Origin of the sequence: Salinicola sp. MIT1003 (assembly GCF_001858555.1) — a bacterium.
Lineage (GTDB): Bacteria > Pseudomonadota > Gammaproteobacteria > Pseudomonadales > Halomonadaceae > Salinicola > Salinicola salarius.
On sequence record NZ_MCAP01000021.1, the window covers coordinates 1 to 16,916 of the forward strand.

Annotated in this window: 12 protein-coding genes; 9 read left to right on the forward strand and 3 right to left on the reverse strand. The window is 63.4% G+C overall.

Going from position 1 to position 16,916, the window contains the following annotated elements:
• Positions 1-279 precede the first annotated feature (279 nt).
• The 3 genes from cysN to epsC all read left to right on the forward strand — a co-directional run bounded on the left by cysN (position 280) and on the right by epsC (position 3,511).
• Positions 280-1,719 carry a sulfate adenylyltransferase subunit CysN gene (gene cysN, locus BC443_RS09720; RefSeq protein WP_071231643.1) on the forward strand — a complete coding sequence of 480 codons (1,440 nt, stop codon included), beginning with the start codon at positions 280-282 and terminating at the stop codon, positions 1,717-1,719.
• A 245-nt stretch (positions 1,720-1,964) separates the two neighbouring features.
• Positions 1,965-2,441: a 20S proteasome subunit A/B gene (locus BC443_RS09725; protein ID WP_071231644.1), complete on the forward strand. Its 477-nt coding sequence runs from the start codon at positions 1,965-1,967 to the stop codon at positions 2,439-2,441.
• A 158-nt stretch (positions 2,442-2,599) separates the two neighbouring features.
• Positions 2,600-3,511, forward strand: a complete 912-nt coding sequence (epsC, locus tag BC443_RS09730; RefSeq protein ID WP_071231645.1) for a serine O-acetyltransferase EpsC — start codon at positions 2,600-2,602, stop codon at positions 3,509-3,511.
• Between the two features lie 193 nt (positions 3,512-3,704).
• Here the strand turns inward: epsC and cmoB are convergent, their stop codons facing one another.
• Together cmoB and cmoA are read right to left on the reverse strand one after the other, a co-directional pair.
• Positions 3,705-4,718, reverse strand: coding sequence for a tRNA 5-methoxyuridine(34)/uridine 5-oxyacetic acid(34) synthase CmoB (gene cmoB, locus BC443_RS09735; protein ID WP_071231646.1), 1,014 nt, complete (start codon positions 4,716-4,718; stop codon positions 3,705-3,707).
• Positions 4,711-5,508: a carboxy-S-adenosyl-L-methionine synthase CmoA gene (gene cmoA, locus BC443_RS09740; protein ID WP_071231647.1), complete on the reverse strand. Its 798-nt coding sequence runs from the start codon at positions 5,506-5,508 to the stop codon at positions 4,711-4,713. Before cmoA ends, cmoB begins: the two co-directional genes overlap by 8 nt.
• Positions 5,509-5,627: 119 nt before the next feature.
• On the opposite strand from cmoA, the gene pgi reads away from it, so the two are divergent.
• The 6 genes from pgi to BC443_RS09770 all read left to right on the forward strand — a co-directional run bounded on the left by pgi (position 5,628) and on the right by BC443_RS09770 (position 15,921).
• On the forward strand, positions 5,628-7,277 hold the full coding sequence (gene pgi / locus BC443_RS09745) for a glucose-6-phosphate isomerase (RefSeq protein ID WP_071231648.1): 1,650 nt from the start codon (positions 5,628-5,630) through the stop codon (positions 7,275-7,277).
• 60 nt (positions 7,278-7,337) lie between these two features.
• Complete coding sequence (locus tag BC443_RS09750) at positions 7,338-7,985, forward strand: YqiA/YcfP family alpha/beta fold hydrolase (protein WP_071231649.1); 648 nt, start codon at positions 7,338-7,340, stop codon at positions 7,983-7,985.
• Positions 7,986-8,239: 254 nt separating this feature from the next.
• Positions 8,240-10,120 carry a DNA topoisomerase IV subunit B gene (gene parE / locus BC443_RS09755; RefSeq protein WP_071231650.1) on the forward strand — a complete coding sequence of 627 codons (1,881 nt, stop codon included), beginning with the start codon at positions 8,240-8,242 and terminating at the stop codon, positions 10,118-10,120.
• A gap of 221 nt (positions 10,121-10,341) precedes the next feature.
• Complete coding sequence (gene parC, locus BC443_RS09760; RefSeq protein WP_071231651.1) at positions 10,342-12,594, forward strand: DNA topoisomerase IV subunit A; 2,253 nt, start codon at positions 10,342-10,344, stop codon at positions 12,592-12,594.
• 137 nt (positions 12,595-12,731) lie between these two features.
• A complete protein-coding gene (gene serB / locus BC443_RS09765; RefSeq protein WP_071231652.1) occupies positions 12,732-13,943 on the forward strand; it encodes a phosphoserine phosphatase SerB in 1,212 nt (403 codons plus the stop codon).
• Positions 13,944-14,178: 235 nt separating this feature from the next.
• On the forward strand, positions 14,179-15,921 hold the full coding sequence (locus BC443_RS09770) for an HD domain-containing phosphohydrolase (protein WP_071231653.1): 1,743 nt from the start codon (positions 14,179-14,181) through the stop codon (positions 15,919-15,921).
• Positions 15,922-15,949: 28 nt separating this feature from the next.
• Here BC443_RS09770 and BC443_RS09775 read toward each other — a convergent pair whose 3' ends face one another.
• Positions 15,950-16,909: an AraC family transcriptional regulator gene (locus tag BC443_RS09775; protein WP_139284286.1), complete on the reverse strand. Its 960-nt coding sequence runs from the start codon at positions 16,907-16,909 to the stop codon at positions 15,950-15,952.
• Between the last annotated feature and the right edge of the window lie 7 nt (positions 16,910-16,916).

Genomic DNA, 16,916 nt, shown 5'->3' on the forward strand with positions numbered 1-16,916 from the left:
GCTACGAGCTACGAGCTACGAGCTACGAGCTACGAGCTACGAGCTACGAGCTACGAGCTACGAGCTACGAGCTACGAGCTTCGAGCTTCGAGCTTCGAGCTTCGAGCTTCGAGCTTCGAGCTTCGAAAAGGGATTGCGAACTTTCGGCGTGATCAAATCCTGATTTTCGCGGCTCGCCCATAACCTGACCACTGAACATGCAGAGTGCACAGCCTGCTCGTAGCCCGAAACTCGTGGCTCGCAGCGCTCGTGTTCTCCACTCATGAGGGAGAAAGAACCGTGTCCCACCAATCCACGCTGATCGCCGACAATATCGGCCAGTACCTCAAAGAGCACGAGCAGAAAGACCTGCTGCGCTTCATCACCTGCGGCAGCGTCGATGACGGCAAGTCGACCCTGATCGGCCGGTTGCTGCACGACTCCAAGATGATCTACGAAGATCAGCTGGCGGCGATCACCCAGGCTTCCAAGACCAGCGGGACTACCGGCGACAAGGTCGATCTGGCGCTGCTGGTCGATGGCCTGCAGTCCGAGCGGGAGCAGGGCATCACCATCGATGTCGCCTACCGGTTCTTCTCCACCGACAAGCGCAAGTTCATCATCGCCGATACGCCGGGCCATGAGCAGTACACCCGCAACATGGCTACGGGTGCGTCGACCGCGAGTCTGGCGGTGATCCTGATCGACGCGCGCTATGGCGTGCAGGTACAGACCCGGCGGCACAGCTTCATCGCCGATCTGCTGGGAATCAAGCACCTGGTGATCGCGGTCAACAAGATGGACCTGGTCGAGTATTCGCAGGCGCGCTTCGACGAGATCGTCGCCGACTATCGCGAGTTCGCCGAGAAGCTCGACGCGACCGACATCCGCTTCGTGCCGATGTCGGCACTCGACGGTGACAACGTCGTCAATCGCAGCGAGCACATGCCGTGGTATCGGGTCGACGGCGCGCCGGGGCCTGCGATGCTCGAACTGCTCGAAAGCGTCGAGATCGCCCACGACAGCAACCTTTCCGACCTGCGCCTGCCGGTCCAGTACGTCAATCGGCCCAATCTCGATTTCCGCGGCTACTGCGGCACGCTCGAGGCGGGGATCCTGCGTCCCGGTCAGGCAGTCAAGGCGCTACCGTCGGGCAAGCGTTCCGTCATCGATCGTATCGTCACCTTTGATGGCGACCTGGAAGAAGCCTATCCCGGCCAGGCGATCACCGTGACCCTGCGCGACGAGATCGATATCTCCCGGGGGGACTGGCTGGTGGCGGCGGATGCGGAGGTCGCGCAGTCCGACGCGCTGGAAGCCGACATCGTCTGGATGCACGATGCCGCTCTCGAGCCGGGCCGGCTCTATGATTTCAAGATCGGCACGCAGGAAATCGCCGGCAAGGTCGCGGCGATCGACTATCAGATCGACGTCAATACGCTCGAGCATCACGAGGCCGCCAGCCTGCCGCTCAACGCCATCGGCCGCTGCCGGGTCGAGCTGACCGCCAGCGTGCCGCTGGACGACTATCGCAAGAGCCCCGGCACCGGCAGTTTCGTGGTAATCGATCGGCTGACCAACATCACGGTCGGCGCGGGCCTGATTCGCGGCGCGGCGGAAGGCGGGGCGACTGGAGGTGAAGTCGACTGGCAGGCGTTCGAAATCGAATTCAATGCACTGATCCGCAAGCACTTTCCGCACTGGGAAGCGAAGGATGTAAAACAGCTATTTCAAAATTAGTGTTCTTTGATGTATCTTGATGTAACGGAATGCGTTCACGCCACTCCCGGGAGTGGCGTTTTCATGTCCGCACTCTGCAAACCCATGGATTCATGGGATAACCGCGCAGTTTGCAAACGGATGATGCTCTCTATCAGTTGACCGCTTCTCGCTCCCAACCGGCCGGGAGGAGAACGTGACTGTCGTGCCTGGATGCTCGCCGCGGGTAGCCCGACGTTTGGCCGGAGCCACAGACCGAGGTAGATATGACCACGATCGTATGGGATGGAACGACATTGGCGACGGATTCGCTGATCAGTGTCAATGGATCGACATACAACCATGCGCAAAAGCTCTTTCGACTCGACAACGGCGAATGGGTGGCATTCGCCGGTGAGCAACAGGGCTGGTGGGAAGTAATGGAGTGGCTCAATGCCGGCTCCCCCAGACATGCCAAACCCCATGTCACGCGGATCGAAATGATCATCGTGGGGCCCGATGGCGTGTTCGAGATGTTCGACCGTCTGGTGCGCATGCCCGTCACGGGCCCCATCGCCTATGGTACCGGGTGGAAATGGGCGCTGGCGGCTATCGATCACGGCAAGGATGCGGTCGCTGCCGTGGAATATGCGGCCACGCGCGATCACGATACTGGCGGCGAGGTCCAGGCGGTAACGCCCCGAACGCAGGCTCCCGTCACGTTCGATGACGTGATGAAGGAAGCGGAGACGAGCGTGGCCTGACGCTGCGAAGGCATGCGTGCCGATTCTCTGCGCTATGGCTATTTCTTCCTTGGGGCTTATCATTGACGGATGGCACGTTGGACCCCGTTCGCGACCTCGATGTCGGGAACGGGGCTCGCATTCGAAAACGTGCGTCTCGTTTCCAAAGGATGATCGGCATGCAACACGTCAACTGGCAGCTCGACGGTATCGTTACCCAACTGCGCGCGACTCGTGAGCAGTGGCGCGCTCAGAATGGCCGGGAGAGAGAGAAGGGCTGTCGTGAGTTGCCGTCACGACACCGCATTCGGGAAACGCTGGAACTCCTGAGCGGGGCCATCTTTCCGATGCGCCTGGGGCCTTCGGATCTGCGCAAGGAGAGCGAGGACTTCTACGTTGGCCACACGCTGGATCGTGCGCTCAATGCGCTGCACGAGGAAGTGCTGCTCGAGTTGCGCTACATGGCACGGCTCAACGGCGACAAGACCTCCGAGCACCAGGCGGCGGCAACGCAGATCATCCAGGACTTTGCGGATGACCTGCCCAGCCTGCGCCGGCGTCTCGATGGCGATGTGATGGCCGCCTATTATGGCGATCCGGCGGCGCGCAGCGTCGATGAAGTCCTGCTCTGCTATCCCGGCGTCCACGCCGTGATCTACCACCGCATCGCCCACTATTTCTATCAGGCGGGCGCCGGGCTGGTGGCTCGCATCATCGCCGAGCTGGCGCATTCCGATACCGGCATCGACATTCATCCCGGCGCCCAGATCGGCGAAGGCTTCTTCATCGATCACGGTACCGGTGTGGTCATCGGCGAAACCGCGATCATCGGCAACCGGGTACGGCTCTACCAGGCGGTCACGCTCGGCGCCAAACGCTTCCCGGCCGACGAGAAAGGGCATCTCGAAAAAGGGCTGCCGCGTCACCCGATCGTCGAGGACGACGTGGTCATCTACGCAGGCGCGACGATTCTGGGGCGCATCACGGTGGGGCAGGGCTCGGTGATCGGCGGTAACGTCTGGCTGACCTGTAGCGTACCTGCCCAGAGCAACATCACCCAGGCCAATATCCAGAGCGGGCCGTGCCCGTGAAGCGCCGTCGTCTCTAGTTCAAACCAGGTCTAGTTCAAACCAGGCCTAGTCCAAATCGGGTCTAGTCCAAATCTCGTCCAGCGCAACGCCCGCTAGCGTCAATCTTTTCCCAATCCTGTTGCGCAGACATCGGCCGGCATCGCAATGCCGGCCGATGGTCGCTCTGGTAGGCCGAACTCCGGCAGCGCTGCGTTTATCGCTTCGGCTTGCGGGCGATCAGCGTCGCCCGACGCGGCGCGGGGTAGCCTTCGATGGTCAGGCTGCGATCCTCGGGGTCGAGGAAATCGGCCAGCGAATGAAATTGCATCCAGTCGGTCGAGCGCTGTTCGTCGAGCGTGGTGGCCGTTTCGTCGACACAGCGAATGGCTTCGAAGCCGCAGCGCTCGAGCCAGTGCGCGAGGGCGCTTGACGAGGGCAGGAAATAGACGTTGGGCATGCTGGCATAGCGTTCGCCGGGCATGAACACGGTGCGCTCGTCACCCTCGACCACCAGCGTCTCCAGCACCAGCTCGCCGCCGGGCACCAGCGCATCCTTCAGCTGCAGCAGGTGATCCAGCGGTGAAGGGCGATGGTAGAGCACGCCCATCGAAAACACGGTATCGAAGGCGGCGAGCTTCGCCGGAACGTCTTCGATGCCGACCGGCAGAAAGTGGGTGCGCTCGCCATCGGCATCGCCCACGAAGTGACGTACGGCATGGAACTGATAGTAGAAGCGCGGCGAGGGGTCGATCACCAGCACGAACGCGGCACCGGCGCCGGCCATGCGCCAGGCGTGATAGCCGTTGCCACCGCCGACATCCAGAATCCGGCGGCCGGCGAGCGGGGAAAGATGCGGCGCGACCCGCTGCCATTTCCAGTCCGAGCGCCACTCGGTGTCGATATCGATGTCGCCGAGACGATAAGGCCCCTTGCGCCACGGCATCAAAATCTTCAGCAGATTCTCGCAGCGCCGCCGCTCGGCGTCGCTCAGTTCGAGCTCCACCGTGATGCTGTCGGCCTGCAGGTCCACCTGGCGCGCTGTCGGCAGCGCCGGCAGTTTGGCCACTGCCTTTTCCCACGCGGGCAGGTCGCCGTGACGACGCCGATCGAGCCCGCGCGCCAGCTGTTCCGGAAGCAGCGCCAGCCAGCGGGTCAGGCCGTGTTCGAGGAAGGCGAGATAGAGCCGGCGTTCGGCGTCCTTGAGCGTATCGATAGCGACGTCAGACATCCTCGAACGCGGCCTTCTCTTGGGATGTCGCCTTGTCCTTGAACGCAGCCTTGTCCTTGAAAGCGACCAAGGAGGCGAAGTTGAGATACTGGAACCAGGTCGTGACGCGCGAGAAGCCGGCCTGGGTCAACCGTTCGTGATGCGCCGCCAGCGTATCCGGCACCAGCACGTTTTCCAGCGCGGTGCGCTTCTGGCTGATCTCCATGTCGCTGTAGCCGTTGGCCCGCTTGAAGTCGTGATAGCGCTCCACCAGCCAGGCGTTCTCCTGCTCGTCTTCCGCGACGATCTTCTCCGACAGCACCAGAATGCCGCCGGGCTCCAGTGCCGCGAACAGCCTGGCGATCACCGCATCGCGGTCCGCCGGCGGCAAAAACTGCAATGTGAAGTTGAGCACGACCATGCCGCTGGGCCGATAGTCCAGATGGCGGATATCGCCCTCGATGAACTGGATCCGATGATCCGGGCTTTCGGCGGCGGCGGTTTCGCGGGCCCGGGCGATCATCGTCGGAGAGAGGTCGACGCCGGTCAGCTCGAAGGCGTCGGCAGGCAGTCGCCCGGCCAGCGCCAGCCCGACCGCGCCCAGCGAGCAGCCCAGATCGTAGACATGGGCGCCATGACGCAGGTGGCGTTCGGCGATGACGCCGAGCATGCCGAGAATCTGGCCATAGCCGGGAATCGAACGCCGGACCATGTCCGGGAAGCACGCCACGACCTGCTCGTCGAACGAGAAGCTCGCCACACGATCAAGGGGTGTCGAAAAGATGGCGTCACGGTAAGATGCGTCAATCATTGCCGGAAGATATTCTTAATTGGGAGAGCGTGAAGCGAGCGGAACACCTGCAGTACGCCCGCCGCGGCCATAGTGTACGTTTTGCGCCTCTTCGCTGCACGTGACAAGGAGAGCATTAGATGTCGATTCGTGAGACCCAGGCATGGAAAGCGCTCGAGCAGCAGCTCGAAGGGGGAATGCGGGAGGTTCATCTGAAGACCCTGTTCCAGCAGTCGCCGCGCTTCGAGACGTTCTATCTGGAAGCCGCCGGCATCCAGATGGATCTGTCCAAGCAGCGCTGGACGACGGAAGTCCGGGAGCAGTTGCTCTCGCTGGCGCGGGAAGCCGGCGTGCCCGAGGCGGTGCAACGCCTGCTCTCGGGTGAGCGGGTCAATCACACCGAGGACCGCCCGGCGCTGCATACTGCATTGCGTCTGCCGCGGGATGCCAGGCTCGAGGTCGAAGGCGTCGATGTGGTCGGCGAAGTGCATGCCACTCTCGACAAGATGGAAACGCTGGTCAACAAGCTGCTGAACGGCCAGTGGCGCGGCGCGACCGGCAAGCCGATCACCGATGTGGTCAATCTCGGCGTCGGCGGTTCGGACCTGGGGCCGTTGATGGTCACGTCCGCACTGACCGATTTCGAGCCCGATGATGTCTTCGAGGTATCGACCCACTTCGCGTCGACCATGGACGGCTCGCAGCTGGCCGACTTCCTGAGCTGGCTCAACCCCGAAACCACGCTGTTCATCCTGTCGTCGAAGTCCTTCGGCACCATCGATACGCTGTCGAACGCCTCCACTGCGCTGGACTGGATCGCCACGCGCCTGGGCGGTGACGAAGCGCTGATCAAGCGCTTCCACTTCGTCGGCGTTTCCACCAAGCCCGACAAGATGACCGAATGGGGCATCGATCCGGCCAACCAGCTGCTGTTCTGGGACTGGGTCGGCGGTCGCTACTCGCTGTGGAGCGCCATCGGGCTGCCCATTGCCATTCGTGTCGGCATGGACAACTTCCGTCAGCTGCTGGCGGGTGCCCACGCCATGGACGAGCACTTCCGTACTGCCGAGCTGAAGGACAATCTACCGGTCCAGCTGGCGCTGATCGGCATCTGGAACGTCAACTTCCTCGATATCCGCTCCCACGCGGTGCTGCCGTACGATGGGCGCCTCAAGCACCTGCCGGGGTACTTCCAGCAGCTCGAGATGGAATCCAACGGCAAGTCCGTCACCAATAATGACGAAGTGGTCGACTATTCCACCTGCCCGGTGATCTGGGGCGAGATCGGCCCCAACGGCCAGCACGCGTTCTACCAGCTGCTGCACCAGGGCACGCAGCCGGTGGCGTGCGACTTCATCGCGCCGGTCAACCGTTACAACGATGTCGAGGACGAACGCTTCCGAGACGACCTGATGGCCCAGCACCGGCTGGCGCTGGCCAACTGCTTCGCTCAGTCCCGCGTGCTGATGCTCGGCGACGACGCGGTGAAGTCCGAGAGCACGCCGCCTAGCTACAAGCGTTACCGCGGCAACCAGCCCTCTTCCACGCTGATGTTCGACAGCCTCAACCCGGCCACGCTGGGTGCCCTGATCGCGCTCTACGAGCACAAGGTGTTCGTGCAGGGCGTGATCTGGGACATCGACTCGTTCGACCAGTGGGGCGTCGAGCTGGGCAAGAAGATCGCTACCGAGACCGAAGAGATCATCGCCACGCAGAACGGTCTGGAGACGCTCGACGACTCCAGCCGCGGGCTGATCAAGGCGATCTGGAAGGGGCAGGAGTCCCGGTGATCGGCGGGTGTCGCGAAAGCGGCGAGGTCTCGGATGTCCAGCGAGCCAGGTGAGGGAGCCATGTCGAGCGAGTCGCTTTCGGTAGCAAGGCCGGCCAGGGCGCTGCTGTACCTGCATGGCTTCAACAGCAGCAGCGCTTCGCCCAAGGCCCGGCTGGTCAAGGCGGCCTGCGAGACGCTGGCCCGACACGAGGGTCGCCCGTTCGCGTGTCTGACCCCGGATTTGTCGTACCGGCCGGACCTGGCCTGGCAGCAGGCCGAAGCGGCACTCGAGTCGCTGGGCCATGAAGATACGCTGCTGGTCGGCAGTTCCATGGGCGGCTTCCTGGCCACGCTGCTGGCGGAGCGCTACGGGCTGCGGGCCGTACTGATCAATCCGGCGGTACGGCCCGCCCGCTTCGTGGCCGATTACCTGGGGCAGACGTTGCTCAACGACGCCTCCGGCGAGCAGTTCACGATCGACAATAGTTGTTTCGATCAATTGACCGCCCTGCAGTGGGAACGCATCGTGCATCCCTCGCGCTATCTTCTGCTGCTCGGCAGCGCCGACGAGACGCTGGATTGCCATGAGGCGCTGCGCGCCTATGCCGGCAGTCGCGCCCTGATTCACCCCGGTGGCGACCACGGTTTCGGTGTGCTGCCCGAGTATCTGCCGGCGCTCTTCGCTCACGGCGGCTGGCACGTGCCGAGATCCCTCGTGCTGTCCTGAGAGCCTCGCGTCGGCATCGGGCGGCAACGCGGTACTGTAGATTTGACCAGTAGGGTGTATCATCGTCGCCAGCCTGCATGGGGTGGAGATGTCGCGATTCGGCTCGTACCGGCGATCACGCCTTGCTAGCGCCAGCCATGGCTCGCGCCAGACGTGCCGCGACGAATCGATGACGCAGCGGTCTCCACCCTGCAACGTCGATCCTGCAACTTTGACCCTGTGACTTTGACTTTACAAACGTGGCGAGACCCTGCATGACGCAATACAGCGCCAGTTCCATCGAGGTGCTTTCCGGCCTCGATCCGGTCCGCAAGCGGCCGGGCATGTACACCGACACCACCCGTCCCAACCACCTGGTGCAGGAAGTCATCGACAACAGCGTCGATGAGGCCCTGGCAGGGCACGCTCGCGAGATTCGCGTCGTTCTGTTGGACAACGGGGGCATCGAGGTTTCCGACGACGGCCGGGGCATGCCGATCGACGTGCATCCTGAACATGGCGTGACCGGGGTCGAGCTGATCCTCACCCGGCTGCACGCCGGCGGCAAGTTCTCCCAGTCCAGCTACCGCTTTTCCGGCGGCCTGCATGGGGTCGGCGTATCGGTGGTCAACGCGCTGTCGACGCGGCTCGAGGTCGAGGTGTGCCGCGAGGGCAATCGCTACGGTATCGCCTTCGAGAAGGGAGAGAAGGCCGAGGAACTCTCGATCATCGGCAGCTGTGCCAAGCGTGCCACGGGAACGGTGGTGCGTTTCTGGCCGGAGGCGGAATACTTCGACAGCCCCAGGCTGTCACTGCCGAAGCTGAAACACCTGATGCGCGCCAAGGCGGTGCTCTGCCCCGGCCTCAAGGTGGTGCTCAAGGAAACCGATGGCGCCGAGAGCGTCTGGCAGTACGAAGACGGCCTGCGGGATTATCTGGCCCAGGCAGTCGACGGTTTCGACGTGCTGCCGGCATCGCCGTTCACCGGCCACTTCGAGGACGAGGAGCAGGGCGTCGACTGGGCCATTCAGTGGCTGCCAGAAGGCGGCGAGCCGGTCCTGGAATCCTATGTCAACCTGATTCCCACGCCGCTCGGCGGTACCCACGTCAACGGCTTCCGCAGCGGCCTGCTCGAAGCGGTACGCGAGTTCTGCGAATACCGCAGCCTGCTGCCGCGCGGGGTCAAACTGTCGCCGGAGGATCTGTGGGAGAAGGTATCGTTCGTGCTCTCGATCAAGATGCTCGACCCGCAATTCGCCGGGCAGACCAAGGAGCGGCTGTCGTCACGCACGGTGGCGGGCTTCGTCTCCGGCGTGGTCAAGGACGCCTTCTCGCTGTGGCTCAACCACCATGTCGACCAGGCCGAACAGCTGGCCGAACTGGTGATCAGCGCCGCCCAGCGGCGCCAGAAGAGCGCCAAGAAGGTCGCGCGCAAGAAGGTCACCTCGGGGCCGGCGCTGCCCGGCAAGCTGGCCGACTGCTCCGGCCAGGATCCGGTGTCGAGCGAACTGTTCCTGGTCGAGGGGGACTCCGCCGGCGGCAGTGCCAAGCAGGCAAGAAACCGCGAAACCCAGGCGATCCTGCCGCTGCGCGGCAAGATCCTCAACACCTGGGAAGTCGAATCCGCCGATATCTACAGCTCGCAGGAAGTGCACGACATCGCCGTGGCGATCGGTCTCGATCCGGGCAGCGACGATCTTTCCAAGCTGCGCTACCACAAGGTCTGCATTCTCGCCGACGCCGACTCCGACGGGCTGCACATCGCCACGCTGCTGTGTGCGCTGTTCGTGCGCCACTTCCCGGCGCTGGTCGATGCTGGCCACGTCTTCGTCGCCATGCCGCCGCTTTATCGCATCGACCTGGGCAAGGAAGTCTTCTACGCCCTCGACGAGAGCGAGAAGGCCGCGACGCTCAAGCGCCTCGAAGGCAAGCGCGGCACGCCCAACGTCCAGCGCTTCAAGGGCCTGGGCGAGATGAGCCCGCTGCAGCTGCGCGAGACCACCATGGCCGTGGACACCCGACGGCTTGTCCAGCTCACTCGCGAGCTCGACGACGGCACGCTGGAGATGATGGACATGCTGCTGGCGCGCAAGCGGGCGAGCGATAGAAAGAGCTGGCTGGAAGATTACGGCAACATGGCCGAGATAGAAGTCTAGCTACGAGCTACGAGCTACGAGCTACGAGCTACGAGCTACGAGCTAAAGAAGGGATTGCGAACTGGCGATGGTCACCGTTAACAAGTTGCTGACTCGAAAGTGAAGTCCGCCAGCTGACTCGGCCCGCTCGTAGCTCGCGGCCCGTAGCTCGTGGCGGCTCAAAGGTTTAACGAGGGCGCTGCCCTCAACGATTCCACAATCGTGAACAAGGTCAAAATCGTATGACCATGGATATTCAGGTAGCGGAGGGCGACGTCGAACGCCTTTCGCTCAAGGAGTACACCGAGAAAGCGTATCTCGATTATTCGATGTACGTGATTCTCGACCGGGCGTTGCCGCATATCGGCGACGGCATGAAGCCGGTTCAGCGGCGCATCGTCTATGCCATGCGCGAGCTGTCGCTGACCGCCAACGCCAAGTACAAGAAGTCGGCGCGTACCGTCGGCGACGTGCTGGGCAAGTTCCACCCCCACGGCGACAGCGCCTGCTACGAGGCGATGGTGCTGATGGCGCAGTCGTTCAGCTATCGCTATCCGCTGGTCGACGGCCAGGGCAACTGGGGCAGCCCGGACGATCCCAAGTCGTTCGCCGCCATGCGCTACACAGAAGCCCGCCTGTCGCGTTTCTCCGAGACGCTGCTGGCGGAGCTGGGGCAGGGCACGGTCGACTGGACACCCAACTTCGACGGCACCATGAACGAACCGGCGGTGCTGCCGTCGCGGCTTCCTCACGTGCTGCTCAACGGCGGCACGGGCATCGCCGTCGGCATGGCGACCGATATCCCGCCGCACAACGTGGTGGAGGTGGTCGAGGCGACCTGCCATCTGCTGCGCAATCCAGAGGCCAGTGTCGCGGATCTGATGCAGCATCTGCCGGCGCCGGATTTCCCGACGGATGCCGAGATCATTTCGCCGGCGGCCGATCTGCGCAAGCTATACGAGTCCGGCCGCGGTTCGGTCAAGCTGCGTGCGCGCTACGAGCGCGAGGATGGCAACATCGTGATCACCGCGGTGCCGTATCAGGTCAGCGGGGCCAAGGTACTCGAGCAGATCGCCGCCCAGATGCAGGCCAAGAAATTGCCGATGGTGGCGGATCTGCGCGACGAGTCGACCCATGAGACACCGACGCGCCTGGTGATCGAGCCGCGCTCCAACCGTATCGATGTCGAGGGGCTGATGGCGCACCTGTTCGCCACCACCGACCTCGAGAAGAACGTTCGCGTCAATCTCAACGTGATCGCGCTCGACGGCCGGCCGCGGGTCATGCCGCTCAACGACATGCTCGGCGAATGGCTGACGTTCCGCCGCGCCACCGTGCGCCGACGCCTGGAGCACCGTCTCGGCAAGGTCGAGGATCGTCTGCACCTGCTCGAAGGTCTGCTGGTCGCCTATCTCAACATCGACGAGGTGATCCGCATCATCCGCGAGGAGGATGAGCCCAAGCCGGCGCTGATGAACGCATTCGGCATCACCGAGCGTCAGGCCGAAGCGATTCTCGAGCTGCGTCTGCGTCACCTCGCCAAGCTCGAGGAGATGAAGATTCGCGGCGAGCAGGACGAGCTGGAAGCGGAACGCAAGCAGCTCCAGAAGCTGCTGAGCTCCGAGGCGGCGATGACCGATCTGGTCGAGAAGGAGCTGCGGGAAGCGGCCGAGGCCTACGGCGATGCCCGCCGCTCGCCATTGGTGGAGCGTGCCGAAGCCAGGGCGCTTTCCGAGGTCGAGCTGGTGGGCGCCGATCCGGTGACCGTGGTGCTGTCCGAGAAAGGCTGGATTCGCGCGGCGCGAGGCCATGATATCGACCCTGCCGGGCTCTCCTACAAGGCGGGCGACAGCTTCCACCTGGCGGCACGAGGGAAGACCAACCAGCCGTTGGTGCTGCTCGACGACAGCGGTCGGGCCTACACGATGACGGCCCACAACCTGCCCTCGGCGCGCGGCCAGGGCGAGCCGGTGACCGGGCGGATCAACCCGCCGGCCGGCTCCAGCATGGTCGGGCTGATGCTGGATATCCCCAGCGCGCGCTATCTGCTGGCGTCCGACGGCGGCTATGGTTTCGTGGCCAGGGTCGAGGATCTTCTCGGCAAGAACAAGGCCGGCAAATCGGTGCTTTCGGTGTCCAAGGGATGCAACGTGATGCCGCCCAAGGCGATCCCGGAGGGCGACGGCGTGCGGGTGGCGGCCGTTTCCAACGAGGGGCGCCTGCTGGTCTTCGCGCTGTCGCAATTGCCGGAGATGGCAAAAGGCAAGGGCAACAAGATGATCGACATCCCGGGGGCCAAGGCCGCGAGACGAGAGGAGTTCGTGCGTGACCTGGTGCTGCTGCCGGAAGGAGCGTCGTTGATCGTCTACGCCGGCAAGCGCAAGCAGACGCTGAAGACGGCGGATCTCGAATACTATACCGGCGAGCGTGGCCGTCGCGGCAGCAAGCTGGCGCGTGGATTCCAGAAGGTCGACCGGCTCGAAGTCGAGTCCTGAACGACATCCGACGCTGTCGGATGTTCAAGACAGCGACGACCGAGGGATAGTGATAGCCGGTTACGGGCGCTATTCCTGACAGGTCGTCGGATTCATCGATAAAGAGAGGGCGCAGCTTGGCGCCACGTGGGGAAAAGATGTCACAACGTTTCGTGGTGCGAGCCACTGGGCCCGCACGGCCCGGCCAGACGGCTGCACTGGGTACGGCGCTGGTCAGCGCTCATTGCCGTCTGCTGGATCTGAACCAGCATGTCGCCTTCGGCGAAGTGACGCTGGAGGCGCTGGTCGAGACTGCCGAGGATCTCGAGGCCTTGCTGCCGTCGGCTGGCGACGTGTTCGGGCTGGATTGCCGTGTCGAGAAGGTGTCCTCTGAAAGCGAGGCGCTGTGGAGGGATGTCGCCAAGGACGCCCGCTGGGTACTGACCTTGATGGCACCGACGCTCTCTGCGGAAGTGATGGCGGAAGTCGGCGCGCTGACGGCCGAGCAGGGTCTGGTCATCGAGCGGGTAAAGCGGCTGTCGGCCGGCTGCCAGCTCGACACGGCCGACTCGCTAACCGGTGCCTGCCTCGAGTGGCGACTCAGCGGCGCGGTAGCCGATTCCGCGTCCCTGCGCGAGAAGATCCTGGCGCTGAGCGAGCGCTTCGGCGTCGACGTCGCGCTGCAGCCGGCGAATCTATGGCGACGGCACCGCCGGCTGGTCTGCTTCGACATGGATTCGACGCTGATCCAGGCGGAAGTCATCGACGAACTGGCGCGGCGCCATGGCGTGTATGACGAGGTGGCCGCGATAACCGAGCGTGCCATGCGGGGCGAACTCGACTTCCAGCAGAGCTTTCGCGAGCGCATGCGCAAGCTGGAAGGCCTGGACGAGTCGGTGCTGGCGGAAATTGCCGAATCGTTACCGCTGATGCCGGGGCTGGAGCGATTGATGCGCTATCTCAAGCGCCTGGGTTATCGGACCGCGATTCTCTCCGGGGGCTTTACCTATTTCGCCCGTTATCTGCAGGAACGGCTGGGTTTCGACGAGATTCATGCCAACGAGCTGGTCATCCGCGACGGCAAGGTCACCGGCGAAGTCCAGGAGCCGATCGTCGACGCCGACCGCAAGGCGATGATGCTCAGGCAGATCGCTGAACGGGAAGGCTGGGATCTGGCCCAGACCGTGGCGGTTGGCGACGGTGCCAACGATCTCAAGATGCTGGCGGCCGCCGGCATGGGCGTGGCGTACCATGCCAAGCCGCTGGTGCGTCAACAGGCGCAGCAGTCGGTGTCCTCCTCCGGTCTCGATGGGCTTTTGTATCTGCTGGGGTATTCGGAATCCGATCTGACGGCCTTGGCGGAAGATTGAGCAGGGGCCATGGCCGGCACGCCGAACGAGCGAACTCCCGGGTTTCCTCGGGAGTTCGGGCTGATGGAGATCAAATTATTTTGTTCGGACAATAACGAAAAGTTACACTGCTCGCTCACCGGCCGTGACGCGGCCATGCCTGATTGCTTTACCATCGGCTCTTCGTCATCGAGCCTTTTGTCATCAGCGCTTTGTCATTCGCCGTTTGTCATCGACCACGCCTTATCGAAATCTCATGCCCGACTCTGCCTCCACGGATATCCACCAAGCTAAAGCCATAGGGGAGTGGCTCGAGCCACTATGCCTTCAAGGTGGCGCCAATCTGGCGTTCGACACGGCCGGTAGCACTTCCTGGCCGGTATTGCTGGATGACATCGTCATCGGCCAGGCGCTGGTCGTCGATGTGTCTGCGGTGCCGGCGCTGGAAAAGCCTCTTGCCCGGGGGGATGAGTTTCATCTCATCGGTCATGTCAGCGGAGCGCTGGTTCGCACCGCGCCGCTCACGGTGATCGAGCCCCTGGAAGATGCGCAGCGGATACAGTTTCGCTGCACCTACCCCGAATACATCAGCACCATTCACCGGCGCGGTACCTTTCGCGCCCCGCTGCGGGCCGAGATGGGCGTCGAGACGCATCTCACCCTGACGGCGGATGGACCTGTCATCGATACCGAAATCCGCAATCTCTCGCTGGGCGGATGCCTTCTCGCCATGCGTCTGGTGGATGCCGTGGCGCTGACGCCCGGCCAGCCGATCGAGGCTCTCGAGCTACGCTTCCCCAATCGGAAGCGCCTCAGGCTCAAGGGGCATATCCGTCATGTACGCACCGATGACGACTGGACGATGGCGCTGATCGGCTGCGAGTTCGATGAATTGCCGATAGACAGCGAGCGGCAACTCTGGCACTGCGTCAAGGAAATCGAACGCGAGGGTGCACGCAAGGCTTCGATCAGCGACAAGCCGCTCGAGCCTTCTTCGCTGTTCCTGCTGCCGCAGGGACGCCGGCCGCAACCGGTCAAGTCGATCCTGACCGCCCCGGCGCCAGTCGCGGGCGCTGACAATACGGTCGTCCGGCGACTGCGGAAGATCGCCGACTATCTGAACGCGCAGAGCCTGCAGCTTCAGAATGGTGGCCTGATTGCCTCATCTTTGCTGTCCCGACATGCGGACACGCTGCTGTCGCTTGGCGCGCAAAGTCGGGAATCGCTGCTCTATGCGCTGGGATATCTCGAGAACGAACCGATTCAGGTCCAGCATGCGCTGGCGGTCGCGGTTCGTGCCGTCGATCTGGCGCGCCGGCAGGGCTACGACGACAGTACCCTCAAGGCGATCGCGGCCAGCGCCCTGATCCACGATCTCGGCAAGGCGTCGTTGCCTGCCACGCTGCTCGAGAGCCGCGTCCCGTTGAGCGACGCCCAGCGGGCGCTATTGCCGGGGCATGTCCAACTGATCAGCGAGCGGCTGGCCGATTGTCGCTGGCTTTCGACGGATGTCGCCACGTCGGTGGTCGAACAGATCAACGAACGGCTCGACGGCAGCGGCTATCCTCGCGGGCTGCGCGCCGAAGCGATCGATGATCTGGGCCGGATGGTGGCGGTGGTTGATGTCATTGATGCGCTGACGCGCCCGCGCGCGGACCGCGAAGCCTGGCCCCTGGTCAATGCTTATCGCCATGTGCTGGGGAACGCCGCGCTCTTCGACAGTGTCTGGGCACAACGCTACTTGCGTCTCTTCGGCATCACGCCAGTAGGCTCGCTGGTGCGATATTCCAGCGGCGCCCTGGCCTGGGTTCAACGTCTGGATGCCAAAGGGCGGCCCTCGCAGGTCCATATGGTGCTCAATGCCAATAGCCGGCAGCGTCGTCTCGATCTGGTACTGGGTCGACACGATCTCGATCAGCTCGGTCGGCTGGAAGGCGTGGCCAAGCCCGGCGATTATGGCTTGTCGCGGAGTGGCAGCGCCTCGCCAGGAACGGCCTGATTTTTCCTTTCCGATTCGCCGGCGAGCGCTAACGCTGGCGTTCCCGTGCCTGACGGGGTGTGATGCCGAAGGTACGGCGGAACGCGGTGGCGAAGTTGGTAGCGTCGTTGTAGCCGGCGAGTTCGGCGGCCTCGCTGACGCTGACATGGCTATCCTGTAGAGCCCGGTTTGCCGCGTCCAGACGCCGCTGACGCAGGTGACGCTGCAACGGCATTCCATAACGCTGCTGACTGAGCCGCTGCAGTGTGCTCACGCTCATGTTTAGATGTCCGGCGATCTCCGTGAGGGTCTTGGTATCGCCACTCCCGCCTTCGATGAAATCCCACAGTCGCCGTTGCTGGCGGGTTTCCCTGCTGTCTCTGTCCGATGTCCGCAACAGCGGTACCAAGCCTTCGCCGGCCATGGTCAGCGCCAACCCTTCACGTCGCAGGCGAGTGGAAAAATCGTCAGCGGCGCGAGGAGTCGAAAGCTGGGTGCGAGCCAGCGTCAACAAGCCGGCGCTAGGTTGCCATTGGCGTAGCCCCAGGTGTGGCAGGTCATCGAGCAGACGTGCCGTTTCCGGCGATGTCTGAAGCCAGGCTGGCGACAAGGTCAGCGTTAAACTGAATTCGTGGGTACCGGCCAGAGCGTGGCGCTCGAACGTTGCGGCTTCCCGCAGATGGACCAGTAGGGCCGTCGGCCGTTCCGAGGCGAGTGGCATTGGGCGGCCGTCGAAGCGCACGTCGACCGTACCGGCCATGAACAGGATCAGCTTCAAGCCAGGCATCATTTCTGCATGATTGCTCATGCGATGGCGATTGCGGATCGCGGCATGGCGCAGCACCAACCCCTCTTCGATCACATCCACGCCAAAATTGCCGTCGAGCAGCGGCTCCCCCGGCACGCTGTCGATACGATAGTCGCGTCCGAGATGGATAGCGTGGTGCCTCAGTGCGTCATGCCCAAGCGCTTCTGGGCGAGGCGGGAGGGTGAAATGAGAAGAGATCACGATTGAC

Bases quoted from the DNA above. Each gene is read 5' to 3' on its own strand.
- epsC (WP_071231645.1), top strand. From the start codon at position 2,600: ATGCAACACGTCAACTGGCAGCTCGACGGTATCGTTACCCAACTGCGC.
- parE (WP_071231650.1), top strand. From the start codon at position 8,240: ATGACGCAATACAGCGCCAGTTCCATCGAGGTGCTTTCCGGCCTCGAT.
- serB (WP_071231652.1), top strand. From the start codon at position 12,732: ATGTCACAACGTTTCGTGGTGCGAGCCACTGGGCCCGCACGGCCCGGC.
- BC443_RS09750 (WP_071231649.1), top strand. From the start codon at position 7,338: ATGTCGAGCGAGTCGCTTTCGGTAGCAAGGCCGGCCAGGGCGCTGCTG.
- BC443_RS09770 (WP_071231653.1), top strand. From the start codon at position 14,179: ATGCCCGACTCTGCCTCCACGGATATCCACCAAGCTAAAGCCATAGGG.
- pgi (WP_071231648.1), top strand. From the start codon at position 5,628: ATGTCGATTCGTGAGACCCAGGCATGGAAAGCGCTCGAGCAGCAGCTC.
- cmoA (WP_071231647.1), bottom strand. From the start codon at position 5,508: ATGATTGACGCATCTTACCGTGACGCCATCTTTTCGACACCCCTTGAT.
- cmoB (WP_071231646.1), bottom strand. From the start codon at position 4,718: ATGTCTGACGTCGCTATCGATACGCTCAAGGACGCCGAACGCCGGCTC.
- BC443_RS09725 (WP_071231644.1), top strand. From the start codon at position 1,965: ATGACCACGATCGTATGGGATGGAACGACATTGGCGACGGATTCGCTG.
- parC (WP_071231651.1), top strand. From the start codon at position 10,342: ATGACCATGGATATTCAGGTAGCGGAGGGCGACGTCGAACGCCTTTCG.